Origin of the sequence: Spiroplasma endosymbiont of Notiophilus biguttatus, assembly GCF_964030985.1 — a bacterium.
GTDB lineage: Bacteria > Bacillota_I > Bacilli_A > Mycoplasmatales > VBWQ01 > Spiroplasma_E > Spiroplasma_E ixodetis_A.
In genome coordinates this window covers 486,249-500,008 of the sequence record NZ_OZ034993.1, presented here as the reverse complement: position 1 = coordinate 500,008, position 13,760 = coordinate 486,249, and the positions used below count along the sequence as shown (strand labels likewise).

Sequence of the window (13,760 nt, the reverse complement as noted above, 5' to 3'; positions counted from 1 at the left end):
TATCTGCAACTTTCGATTTAATTTTATTTAAACTTTGATATACTAAAACATAGTAAATAGTTTATAAGCAAAAGATAGGTGAATAAATAATATTATGAGTATCGATAAAAAATACATTAGAAATTTTTCAATTATCGCCCATATTGATCATGGTAAATCAACTTTGGCTGATCGTATTTTAGAATTAACTAATGCTGTTTCAAAAAGGGAAATGAAAAATCAATTGTTAGATTCACTGGATTTAGAACGTGAACGTGGCATTACAATTAAACTAAATAGTGTACAACTTAAATATCAATCATTAGATGGTCATACTTATTTGCTCCATTTAATTGATACTCCAGGTCATGTTGATTTTACTTATGAAGTATCGCGTAGTTTAGCAGCATGTGAAGGTGCCATTTTAGTAGTTGATGCTGCTCAGGGTATTGAAGCACAAACTTTAGCAAATGTATATTTAGCATTAGATAATGACTTAGAAATTATTCCTGTTATTAATAAAATAGATTTACCAAGTGCTGAACCAGAAAAAGTTAAAGAAGAAATTGAAAAAGTATTGGGCTTATCTGCTGATTATGCACCTTTAATTTCTGCAAAAACAGGTATTAATATTCGCGATGTTTTAGAAGCAGTTATTAAATACATTCCTTATCCAATTGATGCTGATGATAATGAACCATTACGTGCTTTAATTTTTGATTCATTATATGATAAATATCGTGGAGTGATGGCATTTATTAGAATCAAAACTGGTGTAATTAAAGTTGGCGATAAAGTACGAATGATGTCAACGGGTGCTGAATATGAAATTACTGAATTAGGGGTACGAACACCAAAAGAAGAAAAGAGAGAAATGTTAACAGCTGGTGAAGTTGGTTGAATTAGTGGTGCAATTAAAATAATTAGTGATATTCATGTTGGTGATACAATTACTAGTGTTATTAATCCTGCTGATGCACCATTACCAGGATATAAAACTTTAAAACCAATGGTTTATTGTGGTTTATATCCAATTGATACTAATAAATATCAAGAATTAAAGGATGCATTATATAAAATTCAATTATCGGATGCCTCATTAATTTTTACTGCTGAAACATCACAAGCATTAGGTTTTGGTTTTCGTTGTGGTTTTTTAGGGTTATTACATATGGATGTTATTCAAGAGCGTTTAGAGCGTGAATATAATTTAGTTTTAATTTCAACAGCTCCTTCTGTAATTTATGAAGTAATTTTAACTAATGGTGAAAAGTTAATAATTGATAATCCAGCAAAGTGACCAACTGTGCAGACAATTAAAAGTGTAGAAGAACCATTTGTGCAAGTAACAATAATGACACCAGAACAATATGTTGGTGCATTGATGCAATTATGTCAGGATAAACGTGGAACTTATTTAGATTTAAAATATGCTGATAATTTACGAAGAACTCTTATTTATAATATGCCATTGAATGAAATTGTCATTGATTTTTTTGATAAATTAAAATCAATATCAAAAGGTTATGCTTCATTAGATTATGAGTTAATTGGTTATCAGGAGAGTAAATTAGTGAAAATGGATATTTTATTAGCAGGTAATATTGTTGATGCATTATCTGTTATTGTTCATAAGGATTTTGCTTATGATCGTGGGTGTGTTTTATGTGAAAAATTAAAAAAATTAATTCCAAAACAAAATTTTGAAGTTGCTATTCAGGCTGCTATTAGTAATAAAATTATTGCTCGTCAAACTGTGCAAGCAGTTAGAAAAGATGTTATTGCTAAATGTTATGGTGGTGATATTACAAGAAAAAGAAAACTTTTAGAAAAACAAAAAGAAGGAAAGAAAAAAATGAAATCAATTGGTAATGTTGAATTACCACCAGAAGCATTTCGTGCTGTTTTAAAAATAGATGAAGAAAATTAATAAAAAAGTATAAGTACTTGATTTGTATTTTTCTAAATTGAATTATTTGAAAATAAAAAATTAATTGATCTATTTAAGTCAATTAATTTTTTATTTTCATAAAGCATATTTTTAGATTAAAATCAGATTTCTAACAAATTTATGTTAAATATATAGTATTTTTTAACGGACTTCTCCCCACATTTTTAAATTAAACACAGCATTACAATTTCAAAACTAGGTATCTTGTTGAATTTATATGCAGCTTCTTTGGCATATAAATAAACATGATGTTTTGCAACTTTGATATGTATTTTAAATGTTCTTCTTATATGTTTTCAAACTGATTCAATTTGATTGGTATTTACACCAGTTTTTGAAACATAACCATCTTGATGGTTAACTGTTTTATGTTTTGGGAAAACCAATTTGAAATCGCAATATCCTTTTCAATCATCAGTATATACATGACATTTTGAAGAAATGTGGCTTCTTGTAAAATTCAAAAGACTTTTACTCTTTGCATTTTTCAATACTTTCACAATTAAATTATTAGTTGTTTCTTCATAAATGCCAACAATCAATGTTTTATTTTTCAAGGATCTTCCTTGTTTTTTAAAAGCCATATGTGAAAGATACATTTCATCAATTTGCACTGTGCCTTCAACAATAAATTGAGGTTCTTGTTTTGCAATACGTGTTCTAATTTTATGACCCATTCTCTATGCTGTTTTTAAGGTCACTCCCAATTCTTTTGAAACATCAGTTGACGGAATTCCATGTTTGGTGTTTATTCATCTAAAGATGAAGTAAAATCATGATCTTAAAGATGCTTGTGACCTTGAAAATATGGTACCCGTGAGAATACTAAAGACTTACTGCATAACTAGTTAACTTTTTATTTTTTTGTTATTATTAAAATAAAATTTGAATAGTTAAGGATAAACTTTATGACATATTTTGAATTAAAAGATAAATCTGATCAATATTTTCGTAAAATAGTGGGTATTAATAAACTCGTTTTTAACGAAATTTTAAATATTTTATTAGAACATCAAAAACTCAAAACTACTATTGGTGGAAGGCCATATAAAATGTCAATAGAAGATCGACTAGTAATGAGTTTAAGATATTTATATGAAAATCGTACATATCATAGTATTGGTGCTAAGTATGGTATGGTTGATACTACTGCTTTACGAAATATTCGTTCAATTGAAGATATTTTAATAAAGAATAATAAGTTTAATAATTTAACAAATAAAAATATTTTTTTAAAAAGAAGAATTAAAAAATAAAATTTTGATAATTGATGTAACAGAGGTAGAAACAGAACGACCAAAATATAACCAAAAAGATTGATTTTCTGGTAAAAAATGAATGCATACTGTTAAGTTTCAAACCGTAATTAATGCAAATACTAATGAAATTTTAAATATTTTTTCTGATATTGGTAAAAATCATGATTTTAAAACTTTTAAGAATTCAAAGTTAAAGTTTTTACCAGAAACTATAATTCTTGCAGATAAAGGTTATCAAGGTTTACAAAAAATTCATGCTAATACATTTTTACCCATTAAAATTAGCAAAAATAATCCTAAAACAAATAAAACCAAAATCTTTAATAAGATTATTAATAAAACTCGTAGAAAAATTGAACATGTTTTTGCATTTTTAAAATGTTTTAAGATTATTGGTTATAAATTTAGAAAAGCCAGAAAACGAATATTTTTAAGATTTAATTTAATTGAGGATTTTATAATTTATCATTAAAACTTAAAAACGTTATGCAGTAAGTCTTAAATGTTTGATTACATTTCAAACGTCTTATTCTTTTTAAATCAGAAGTATTCAAATTAAAACTAGAACGGCATCAGTCACTTAAGTTTACCAATTAATATTTTCAATCTGTAATATAATTAAAAATAATTAATACAGAAGGAGAAATTATGAATTATAAAGTTTATTCAAAAGAAACAAAATTAGCCGTTGTTAATGAGTATTTAGTTGATAAAAAACTAAAAATACATGAAATTCAAGTCAAATATAAATTATCAACTCCAGTATTAATTTATAATTGGGTTAACCAATAGACTTACTGCATAACTAGTTAACTTTTTATTTTTTTGTTATTATTAAAATAAAATTTGAATAGTTAAGGATAAACTTTATGACATATTTTGAATTAAAAGATAAATCTGATCAATATTTTCGTAAAATAGTGGGTATTAATAAACTCGTTTTTAACGAAATTTTAAATATTTTATTAGAACATCAAAAACTCAAAACTACTATTGGTGGAAGGCCATATAAAATGTCAATAGAAGATCGACTAGTAATGAGTTTAAGATATTTATATGAAAATCGTACATATCATAGTATTGGTGCTGAGTATGGTATGGTTGATACTACTGCTTTACGAAATATTCGTTCAATTGAAGATATTTTAATAAAGAATAATAAGTTTAATAATTTAACAAATAAAAATATTTTTTTAAAAAGAAGAATTAAAAAATAAAATTTTGATAATTGATGTAACAGAGGTAGAAACAGAACGACCAAAATATAACCAAAAAGATTGATTTTCTGGTAAAAAATGAATGCATACTGTTAAGTTTCAAACCGTAATTAATGCAAATACTAATGAAATTTTAAATATTTTTTCTGATATTGGTAAAAATCATGATTTTAAAACTTTTAAGAATTCAAAGTTAAAGTTTTTACCAGAAACTATAATTCTTGCAGATAAAGGTTATCAAGGTTTACAAAAAATTCATGCTAATACATTTTTACCCATTAAAATTAGCAAAAATAATCCTAAAACAAATAAAACCAAAATCTTTAATAAGATTATTAATAAAACTCGTAGAAAAATTGAACATGTTTTTGCATTTTTAAAATGTTTTAAGATTATTGGTTATAAATTTAGAAAAGCCAGAAAACGAATATTTTTAAGATTTAATTTAATTGCAGGATTTTATAATTTATCATTAAAACTTAAAAACGTTATGCAGTAAGTCTTATTAAAAAACACTTATATTTTAATAATTTACTATTTTTTCCCCTTGTTAATTTCTTTTCACAGGCTAATTGCTCCTTTAAAAGTTCTTTTTCAACCTCATCTTTTAAAGCTTGTTTTCTAAGTTTATCAATTTCTTTGTTTAATAGTTTAATTTTAATATCTTTCTTATCGATCCTGTGAGAAGTTTGGGATTTAGAAATTTTGGTGAATGCATTTTCACCTTTAATTTGATATTGGTTAACCCAATTATAAATTAATACTGGAGTTGATAATTTATATTTGACTTGAATTTCATGTATTTTTAGTTTTTTATCAACTAAATACTCATTAACAACGGCTAATTTTGTTTCTTTTGAATAAACTTTATAATTCATAATTTCTCCTTCTGTATTAATTATTTTTAATTATATTACAGATTGAAAATATTAATTGGTAAACTTAAGTGACTGATGCCCATAATTTTCAAATATTTCTTGATTATTTTGATAAATTATATCAGATAGTAAATATTTTTCTTTTTCAGAATATGTTGCATTTATTGTAGCTGAAACTTTATTTAATTCATCATTTGCCATTATAATATCAATATTTTTATATTTTGTTCTTTCAATTAAATTAATAATTTTAATAAGTTTTACTGCTGATTTAGAAGCAATTATATCTAAAATACATTTATCATTTTTAACATCATTATTAACTTGCATAGTAATTGTAGCTTGTGGATCTAAATCAATAAGTAAAACCTTTTTATTTTCTAAAGCAAGTTTATAAGCAATATTTTTACAAAGAGTAGTTTTTCCCACACCACCTTTTTTATTACAAATAGAAATCATTTTCATAACCATTTATTCTCCCTTATTAAATCAATCAGTTAAAATTTCATTCATTAAAGTTGTATAACTTCATTTTTTATCCTTAGCTTGTTTTCTAAATTTTCTTACTAATTCAACTTTACATGTCATTGGTGGCATAATATCTTGATAATCAATTTTATTATATTTTTTAGTTTTATTATAACTTGATACATTTTCAATTGTTTTTAAAATATCTTTATCTGAAATATCATTCTCTAAAAATGAATTTCTTATTTTTTTTATTTGTGGCATAATAACATCAACTCCTAATATATTGATAACATAAATAAAATAAATAACATTAAATATAAATAATTACTCAATAATATTGATAACATAAATAATATTTATAAAATTTATCAAGACAAAAAATTATTATTATTTTTGTATAATTAACTTTATAAAAGTTTTAGATTATAAGGGGAGTTGAATATGAAAAAGATACAAGCACACATTTTAAAAATTAAAAAATGAAATCAGGAATTAGATAAAATTGAAGAAGAAAAAATAAATTTATTAAATGAAATTGAAACAATAAATGAAACAGAAAATATACAACAAATCATAATGAAGAATTTAAAACCGCCTAATTTTTAAAAATACAAGTTCTTTTAGTATTGTTGTGATCTTAATTATTTATTTTTAATTGTTTATTTATTGTTATAATTAAACTACTATAAGAAAAGAGTATTTATGCCGTTATAGCACTATGCCTTCTTAGTTAGTGCTATGTTTTATTTTTCAAAGGATAGAGCATAGTTTTTTTATTTATCAATACTCCTAACAATCAAATTTCTTATTTTTTATTTGTGGCATGTTTAATTTTCTCCTAAATTATTTTTAATATAATTAATAAAAATAATATTTAATTATTTTTATTTTAAAATTGTTTGTATAATTGTTTTAGGATGTACTAGGATATCAAGGAATACAAAACATACATCCTAATGTTTTAATTGCTAAAAGAAAAACTAAAAATAAAAAATTAATTTCAAAAATGAGAGTTGTTATTGAAAATTTTTTTGCTTAATTAAAAAGATTTAAAAATTTAAAAGTTTAATTTTTATTATTCCTGAATTGTAAATAATAATTTTTTATTGTGTTTTCATAATAAAAAATCTAAACAATTGCTTTAATAAAAAATTTTATATTTAAATTAAATACTAAAAATGTTAAATATTATTTTAATTATGCAAGAAGTCTATTGTTAAATTAGTAATAAAATAGACTTTTATTTTTTATTAAAACATGATAATTTTACATAAGATTTATATAACTATAAACATAAAATTAAAATAAAATTATATTTCTATTTTTAAATAAAATTAATAGGAAAAAAATACTATTTAAAAATAAGGAGATGAAAATTAATGAGAGTAGCGATGTTTTTAGAAAATGGTTATGAAGAGGGAGAAGCAATAGTTACTGCTGATTTGCTTAAAAGAGCAAATATTACAGTTGATTTAATAAGTTTAAGTAATAAAGAAGTAACTAGTTGTAATAGATTCAATATTAAAATTGATATTAATTTTGATCGAGCAAACTATCAAGATTATCAAGCCTTTATTTTACCTGGGGGCTGAGATCAAGTTATAAATTTAAAAAAATCAAAAAAATTAAAAGAATGATTAACAAATGCAAATAAAGAGCAAAAAATAATTGGTGCTATTTGTGCTGGACCAATGGTTTTAGCAGAATTTGGATTATTAAATGATAAAGAATATACTATTTATCCTTCTTGTTTAGAAGCAGTAAAAAATATAGGCAAAATAAATAATAAATTACCAGTTATAATGGATGGTAATATTATTACTAGTCCATCTTTGGGTTGTGTTTTTCCTTTTGCTTTAAAATTAGTAGAAAAAATACATAGTAAAAATCGTAGATTGGAAATGGAAAATAATTTGTTATTTAGATAATAAAAAAGAAAGGAAAAAAATATCATGTCAAGTTCAAAAGTAATTTTAGAAAAGTTAAATAATAATTTAATAGATTTTAATAAAAAAGAAATAAATTTCATGAAAGCTTATAGTTTTTTAAATTCAGAAATTATGAAAAATGATAATCTTGATACTAAAACTAAAGAATTAATTGCAATTGGTATAGCTAGTTACAACCGTTGTCATGAATGTATTTTAAAACATATTAATAATGCGTTGCAATTAAAAGCAACACGTGATGAAATTTTAGAAAGTGCCAAAGTTGCTGTTCTTTTTGGTGGTGGCCCCACTTTAGCTTTTATTGTTAGTAAACTTTATGATGCTATAAAAGAATTAGACACTTAATTTTCATTTATTATTAAAATTTTAAAAAGTCTAGTTTTTAATTTTATAAATTATATAAGAATCCACAGCATTTTAAACTACTTAATTCCAGTTAATTATCAAGAAAAAATATCTACCAAAAAATAGTTCTAAAAAGTGTTGCCATTCCACATTCAAGATTTTGAACAACTTAAAAATAAATATAAAAATTATCGTACACTTATTGCTAATTGCAACTTAAGATATTTTTTGCATACTAATGATTATCAAAATGCCAAAATATTAGTAGAAGAATATTTCAATTATGTAGAAAAGTAGGGATAGACTAATTTTTTTCATCAAACAACATCTATATATTTTATTTTTTAATCAATAGACTTACTGCATAACGTTTTTAAGTTTTAATGATAAATTATAAAATCCTGCAATTAAATTAAATCTTAAAAATATTCGTTTTCTGGCTTTTCTAAATTTATAACCAATAATCTTAAAACATTTTAAAAATGCAAAAACATGTTCAATTTTTCTACGAGTTTTATTAATAATCTTATTAAAGATTTTGGTTTTATTTGTTTTAGGATTATTTTTGCTAATTTTAATGGGTAAAAATGTATTAGCATGAATTTTTTGTAAACCTTGATAACCTTTATCTGCAAGAATTATAGTTTCTGGTAAAAACTTTAACTTTGAATTCTTAAAAGTTTTAAAATCATGATTTTTACCAATATCAGAAAAAATATTTAAAATTTCATTAGTATTTGCATTAATTACGGTTTGAAACTTAACAGTATGCATTCATTTTTTACCAGAAAATCAATCTTTTTGGTTATATTTTGGTCGTTCTGTTTCTACCTCTGTTACATCAATTATCAAAATTTTATTTTTTAATTCTTCTTTTTAAAAAAATATTTTTATTTGTTAAATTATTAAACTTATTATTCTTTATTAAAATATCTTCAATTGAACGAATATTTCGTAAAGCAGTAGTATCAACCATACCATACTCAGCACCAATACTATGATATGTACGATTTTCATATAAATATCTTAAACTCATTACTAGTCGATCTTCTATTGACATTTTATATGGCCTTCCACCAATAGTAGTTTTGAGTTTTTGATGTTCTAATAAAATATTTAAAATTTCGTTAAAAACGAGTTTATTAATACCCACTATTTTACGAAAATATTGATCAGATTTATCTTTTAATTCAAAATATGTCATAAAGTTTATCCTTAACTATTCAAATTTTATTTTAATAATAACAAAAAAATAAAAAGTTAACTAGTTATGCAGTAAGTCTAATATCAAATTAAAGGTGAAAATGCATTCACCAAAATTTCTAAATCCCAAACTTCTCACAGGATCGATAAGAAAGATATTGAAATTAAACTATTAAACAAAGAAATTGATAAACTTAGAAAACAAGCTTTAAAAGATGAGGTTGAAAAAGAACTTTTAAAGGAGCAATTAGCCTGTGAAAAGAAATTAACAAGGGGAAAAAATAGTAAATTATTAAAATATAAGTGTTTTTTAATAGTAGAAAAATATAAGCAAAAAGGTCATCAATTAAATAAAATTATTGTTTACATAGCTATTAGCAAAACAGCATACTATTTATGAGTAAAAAAAGGTAAAAAGCAATATCAATCAAAAATTAATGATAATTTGATACAAGCAATAAACAAAATAGTTCTCATTAAAAATGAAAAAAAGTACATTAATATCACTAGTTTTGAAAAAGTAAGATTAGAGTTAAAAATAAAAAATAAAGGTCTTAAATGCAGTAAAACAAGCATAAAACAAATATTAAAAGATAATAATATTAAATTATTATTAGAACCTAAATCAACAAATAGAGTAGTAGAAAATAGTGATTTAAAAAATAATAAAGATTTATTAAAACGTAATTTTTCAAGTAATAACTTTCTTGAAAAAGTTGGTATGGATGGCACATGATTTAAAAATATAATTATTGGTGATAAAAAAACAAATTTATTAGTTGTTTTTGCTACTGATATGTACAGTAATTCAATTGTTGGCTGAAAAATAAACAAAAGTGAAAATGCCAAAACTGTGTTAAATGTGGTTAATCAAATAGAATTAGCGAGTGCTAAACAATGTAATTTTACGACTATTCAATCAGATTTAGGTTCTGCTAATACAAGCGAAATTGTTAGTAAAGTTTTTAATACAAGTACTAATCTAATTCATTCAAAAAGTCTATCAGGTTTTAAAGGTAATCAAGTTAGTGAATGTTTAAATCGTTGAATTAAAAGAGATTTTAAAATAGACTTACTGCATAACTAGTTAACTTTTTATTTTTTTGTTATTATTAAAATAAAATTTGAATAGTTAAGGATAAACTTTATGACATATTTTGAATTAAAAGATAAATCTGATCAATATTTTCGTAAAATAGTGGGTATTAATAAACTCGTTTTTAACGAAATTTTAAATATTTTATTAGAACATCAAAAACTCAAAACTACTATTGGTGGAAGGCCATATAAAATGTCAATAGAAGATCGACTAGTAATGAGTTTAAGATATTTATATGAAAATCGTACATATCATAGTATTGGTGCTGAGTATGGTATGGTTGATACTACTGCTTTACGAAATATTCGTTCAATTGAAGATATTTTAATAAAGAATAATAAGTTTAATAATTTAACAAATAAAAATATTTTTTTAAAAAGAAGAATTAAAAAATAAAATTTTGATAATTGATGTAACAGAGGTAGAAACAGAACGACCAAAATATAACCAAAAAGATTGATTTTCTGGTAAAAAATGAATGCATACTGTTAAGTTTCAAACCGTAATTAATGCAAATACTAATGAAATTTTAAATATTTTTTCTGATATTGGTAAAAATCATGATTTTAAAACTTTTAAGAATTCAAAGTTAAAGTTTTTACCAGAAACTATAATTCTTGCAGATAAAGGTTATCAAGGTTTACAAAAAATTCATGCTAATACATTTTTACCCATTAAAATTAGCAAAAATAATCCTAAAACAAATAAAACCAAAATCTTTAATAAGATTATTAATAAAACTCGTAGAAAAATTGAACATGTTTTTGCATTTTTAAAATGTTTTAAGATTATTGGTTATAAATTTAGAAAAGCCAGAAAACGAATATTTTTAAGATTTAATTTAATTGCAGGATTTTATAATTCGGAATTTTACGTTTATTGGCAATAACTTATATACATTATTATTTCTGAAAACTATAATTAGATATTAGTAAAATAAAATCTAATTAAAGGTGATTGAAAATGAATATTTTAGACATAATAAATAAATTTCCAAACCAAGAATCTTGTATAAAATTTTTAGAAGAAATAAGATGAAATAACAAACCAAAATGTCTTTTTTGTTTTAGTGAAAAAGTTAACTCTGTTTTAAAAGAGTCGCGTTATAAATGCAAAAAATGTCATAAGTCTTTTAGTGTAACTGCTCAAACTATTTTTCATCATACACGTGTACCACTTCAAAAGTGATTTATTTTAATAGTATTAATGGCTAATGCTAAAAAAAGTTTATCATCATCTCAAGCTTCAAGAGACTTAAATTTACGTTTAGCAACTGTATGAAAAATGATGCATAAAATTAGAAAGGCAATGGCTAATGATGAGATTAAATTATTAGCAAAAATATTAGAGATGGATGAAACATATGTGGGTGGAAAACCGCGTAAATATAATGATGTTGATAATAAAAATAACTCATTACGTGGTAGAGGAACTAGTAAAGAGTGTGTTGTTGGCATTATTGAACGAAATGGTAATGTTAAATTATTTCATGCAAAAAATAAAAGTATTAAATCTGAAGATTTAATGAAAATAGTTAAAGAAAATGTTGATATTAACAATTCTATTCTTTTTACTGATGAATATCGTGGATATTATAAAATGAATAAAATTTTACCATATGAACAAGTTAATCACAAAAAATATTTTTCTTATAATGGTATTCATACAAATACAATAGAAAGTTTTTGAGCAATATTAAAAAGAGGTTTTATCGGCCAATTTCATTGAGTTTCAAAAAAATGACTCCAATCTTATTTAAATGAATTTTGTTTTAAATATAATAACCGTAAAGAAAAAATCACATTTAAAAATATCATAATTAAATTATTTATTAAGAATTAAGTGTTAACCAATAAGCGTAAAATTCCGTTATAATTTATCATTAAAACTTAAAAACGTTATGCAGTAAGTCTAATGATGTTTGGTAGCACTTTTGAAAGTATGGAAAGTTTTAATAAAATATTAGAAAAATTTGTTAGATATTGAAACAATGATAGAATAGTTATTAGATTGAAAATGCCTCCAAATCAATTTGTACAGATTTGAAGACAAGAAAGTAAACTTATCTAACCAATGCCCTATTTATATTGTGATTCTTAGTTAGTTATGGTATTCTATTATGGTATTCTATATTAAAAGATGGTCTTGTAAGTGAGGTGTTTGTTATGTTAAATTTAGATTTTGTTGGACCTCACGGCATTACTGATACTTATCGTGGATGATTTCATGTTTATGCATTTGCTATTATGTCAGGTATTTTTGCTTCAATTATTGCTTCTTGAGTAAAATTTAAACGTTATCGTGTTCCTACTGATTCTTTAGCATGATCAATAATATTTATTATTCCTGCTTCATTATTTGGTGCTAGTTTTCTTGGTAAGGATGATCCTGATAAGTCAATTAGTTTTTTTGAAAAATTTGCATTTTGAGAACCAGGGATGTCTATTCATGGTGGTGTTTTATTTGGTATTATTGCGGGTGCAATTATTTTTTACTTTGTTGGTCGTAAGTATAAAATATCATTATGAATATATTGTGATTTAATTATTCCTAATATCTTATTAGGACAGGTATTAGGTCGTTGAGGTAATTTCTTTAATCATGAATTACTTGGTAATGTTGTAAGTTATGATTCATTATCATGATTACCTGCTTTTATTCGTGATAATTGTTTTAAATTAATTGGTGGGCCAAGTGGTCATCGAGAAGTTGATACTGCTGGTGAATTTGTTTTTCGTGCACCCATATTTCTTTATGAATCAATTGCTAATTTAGGGTTATGATTAGTGATTACACTTGTTGTTCCAAATCTTGGTAAATGATTTGGTAAAAAGCCATGAAAAGTAGAACCAGATAAGTTTCAATTTGACTTTAAAGATAATTTTAAATACTGAGGAAAAATAACTTTTAATCCAAAATATTGAAATAAAGTAAATCGTGACCCAAAACATTTGACTTGAACTAAAATGTGAAATGAAGTTTACTATTATAATCAAGTACCAAAAAATGTAGTAAATAAAGCATTAGCAGAAGTCAAACCTTCTGGTAAGAAAATTAATGATTATATAAATAAAAGCAAAAAACTTTATGAAATAAATAATCCACATCATTATCGAATGATGCATGCAGGTGTTCAAATGGGACTTTACTTTTTCGGATGAAATTTAATTAGATTTATTTTAGAGTTACAGCGCCCACCAGAAGATTTATTTTTAATTAATCGTCCAATCCTTGATTATACAGTTTTATTATTGATTACTTTTTTTGGCCTGTTTCTAGCAATATTTGCACAATTTGTTGCAGCAAAATATTTACGTAGCGAAGGATGAACATATGAAAAAGAATATTAATAATATTCTTTTTTATTATTAAAATAATCATTATAACAGAAAATAAGCTATTAAATAGA

Annotated in this window: 22 protein-coding genes; 16 read left to right on the top strand and 6 right to left on the bottom strand. The window is 23.5% G+C overall.

The genetic code is table 4. The features are described from left to right. The first annotated feature begins 100 nt into the window (after window positions 1-100). A complete protein-coding gene (lepA, locus tag AAHM85_RS02990; RefSeq protein ID WP_425289724.1) occupies window positions 101-1,909 on the top strand; it encodes a translation elongation factor 4 in 1,809 nt (602 codons plus the stop codon). 185 nt (window positions 1,910-2,094) lie between these two features. Here the strand turns inward: lepA and AAHM85_RS02985 are convergent, their stop codons facing one another. After that, entirely contained in the window at window positions 2,095-2,607 is a 513-nt protein-coding gene (locus AAHM85_RS02985) for an IS1595 family transposase (RefSeq protein WP_342260938.1), read from the bottom strand. Window positions 2,608-2,838: 231 nt separating this feature from the next. On the opposite strand from AAHM85_RS02985, the gene AAHM85_RS02980 reads away from it, so the two are divergent. From AAHM85_RS02980 to AAHM85_RS02960, 5 genes are all read left to right on the top strand, one after another. Next, a complete protein-coding gene (locus AAHM85_RS02980) occupies window positions 2,839-3,186 on the top strand; it encodes a transposase family protein (protein ID WP_342260937.1) in 348 nt (115 codons plus the stop codon). A gap of 4 nt (window positions 3,187-3,190) precedes the next feature. Then, window positions 3,191-3,661 (top strand): transposase family protein, encoded by a 471-nt coding sequence (locus AAHM85_RS02975; RefSeq protein WP_342260936.1) that lies wholly within the window; start codon window positions 3,191-3,193, stop codon window positions 3,659-3,661. A 176-nt stretch (window positions 3,662-3,837) separates the two neighbouring features. Then, window positions 3,838-3,981 (top strand): transposase, encoded by a 144-nt coding sequence (locus AAHM85_RS02970; RefSeq protein ID WP_342260935.1) that lies wholly within the window; start codon window positions 3,838-3,840, stop codon window positions 3,979-3,981. A 77-nt stretch (window positions 3,982-4,058) separates the two neighbouring features. Next, a complete protein-coding gene (locus tag AAHM85_RS02965) occupies window positions 4,059-4,406 on the top strand; it encodes a transposase family protein (protein WP_342260488.1) in 348 nt (115 codons plus the stop codon). A gap of 4 nt (window positions 4,407-4,410) precedes the next feature. Next, window positions 4,411-4,905 carry a transposase family protein gene (locus tag AAHM85_RS02960; RefSeq protein WP_342260487.1) on the top strand — a complete coding sequence of 165 codons (495 nt, stop codon included), beginning with the start codon at window positions 4,411-4,413 and terminating at the stop codon, window positions 4,903-4,905. Here the strand turns inward: AAHM85_RS02960 and AAHM85_RS02955 are convergent. The 3 genes from AAHM85_RS02955 to AAHM85_RS02945 are packed head-to-tail and all read right to left on the bottom strand — an operon-like array spanning window position 4,895 to window position 6,016. Then, window positions 4,895-5,284: a transposase gene (locus tag AAHM85_RS02955; RefSeq protein WP_342260934.1), complete on the bottom strand. Its 390-nt coding sequence runs from the start codon at window positions 5,282-5,284 to the stop codon at window positions 4,895-4,897. The genes AAHM85_RS02960 and AAHM85_RS02955 overlap by 11 nt on opposite strands. A 51-nt stretch (window positions 5,285-5,335) precedes the next feature. After that, complete coding sequence (locus tag AAHM85_RS02950) at window positions 5,336-5,755, bottom strand: ParA family protein (RefSeq protein ID WP_342260933.1); 420 nt, start codon at window positions 5,753-5,755, stop codon at window positions 5,336-5,338. Further along, the gene (locus AAHM85_RS02945; RefSeq protein ID WP_342253460.1) at window positions 5,756-6,016 is read right to left on the bottom strand and encodes a hypothetical protein; all 261 of its coding nucleotides are present in this window, start codon (window positions 6,014-6,016) and stop codon (window positions 5,756-5,758) included. Window positions 6,017-6,196: 180 nt separating this feature from the next. Between AAHM85_RS02945 and AAHM85_RS02940 the strand changes: the two genes are divergently transcribed. From AAHM85_RS02940 to AAHM85_RS02925, 4 genes are all read left to right on the top strand, one after another. Further along, window positions 6,197-6,361 carry a hypothetical protein gene (locus tag AAHM85_RS02940; RefSeq protein WP_342260932.1) on the top strand — a complete coding sequence of 55 codons (165 nt, stop codon included), beginning with the start codon at window positions 6,197-6,199 and terminating at the stop codon, window positions 6,359-6,361. A 773-nt stretch (window positions 6,362-7,134) separates the two neighbouring features. Beyond that, the gene (locus AAHM85_RS02935) at window positions 7,135-7,683 is read left to right on the top strand and encodes a DJ-1/PfpI family protein (protein WP_342260931.1); all 549 of its coding nucleotides are present in this window, start codon (window positions 7,135-7,137) and stop codon (window positions 7,681-7,683) included. Window positions 7,684-7,707: 24 nt separating this feature from the next. Next, complete coding sequence (locus AAHM85_RS02930) at window positions 7,708-8,049, top strand: carboxymuconolactone decarboxylase family protein (protein ID WP_342260930.1); 342 nt, start codon at window positions 7,708-7,710, stop codon at window positions 8,047-8,049. A gap of 135 nt (window positions 8,050-8,184) precedes the next feature. After that, complete coding sequence (locus tag AAHM85_RS02925) at window positions 8,185-8,346, top strand: TraM recognition domain-containing protein (RefSeq protein WP_342260929.1); 162 nt, start codon at window positions 8,185-8,187, stop codon at window positions 8,344-8,346. Window positions 8,347-8,406: 60 nt separating this feature from the next. On the opposite strand, the gene AAHM85_RS02920 is transcribed toward AAHM85_RS02925, so the two are convergent. Both AAHM85_RS02920 and AAHM85_RS02915 read right to left on the bottom strand, forming a co-directional pair. Further along, on the bottom strand, window positions 8,407-8,901 hold the full coding sequence (locus AAHM85_RS02920) for a transposase family protein (RefSeq protein ID WP_342260487.1): 495 nt from the start codon (window positions 8,899-8,901) through the stop codon (window positions 8,407-8,409). 4 nt (window positions 8,902-8,905) lie between these two features. Then, window positions 8,906-9,253, bottom strand: coding sequence for a transposase family protein (locus AAHM85_RS02915; protein ID WP_342260488.1), 348 nt, complete (start codon window positions 9,251-9,253; stop codon window positions 8,906-8,908). Window positions 9,254-9,697: 444 nt separating this feature from the next. Between AAHM85_RS02915 and AAHM85_RS02910 the strand changes: the two genes are divergently transcribed. The 6 genes from AAHM85_RS02910 to AAHM85_RS02885 all read left to right on the top strand — a co-directional run bounded on the left by AAHM85_RS02910 (window position 9,698) and on the right by AAHM85_RS02885 (window position 13,701). Then, on the top strand, window positions 9,698-10,339 hold the full coding sequence (locus AAHM85_RS02910; protein WP_342260928.1) for a hypothetical protein: 642 nt from the start codon (window positions 9,698-9,700) through the stop codon (window positions 10,337-10,339). Window positions 10,340-10,399: 60 nt separating this feature from the next. Continuing rightward, complete coding sequence (locus tag AAHM85_RS02905) at window positions 10,400-10,747, top strand: transposase family protein (protein ID WP_342260488.1); 348 nt, start codon at window positions 10,400-10,402, stop codon at window positions 10,745-10,747. A gap of 4 nt (window positions 10,748-10,751) precedes the next feature. Beyond that, window positions 10,752-11,240, top strand: a complete 489-nt coding sequence (locus AAHM85_RS02900; RefSeq protein ID WP_342260927.1) for a transposase family protein — start codon at window positions 10,752-10,754, stop codon at window positions 11,238-11,240. A gap of 74 nt (window positions 11,241-11,314) precedes the next feature. After that, window positions 11,315-12,193, top strand: a complete 879-nt coding sequence (locus tag AAHM85_RS02895) for an IS1595 family transposase (RefSeq protein WP_342260544.1) — start codon at window positions 11,315-11,317, stop codon at window positions 12,191-12,193. Between the two features lie 72 nt (window positions 12,194-12,265). Further along, window positions 12,266-12,421: an IS3 family transposase gene (locus AAHM85_RS02890; RefSeq protein WP_342260555.1), complete on the top strand. Its 156-nt coding sequence runs from the start codon at window positions 12,266-12,268 to the stop codon at window positions 12,419-12,421. A 95-nt stretch (window positions 12,422-12,516) separates the two neighbouring features. Continuing rightward, window positions 12,517-13,701 (top strand): prolipoprotein diacylglyceryl transferase family protein, encoded by a 1,185-nt coding sequence (locus AAHM85_RS02885; protein ID WP_342260926.1) that lies wholly within the window; start codon window positions 12,517-12,519, stop codon window positions 13,699-13,701. The last annotated feature ends 59 nt before the right edge of the window (window positions 13,702-13,760 follow it).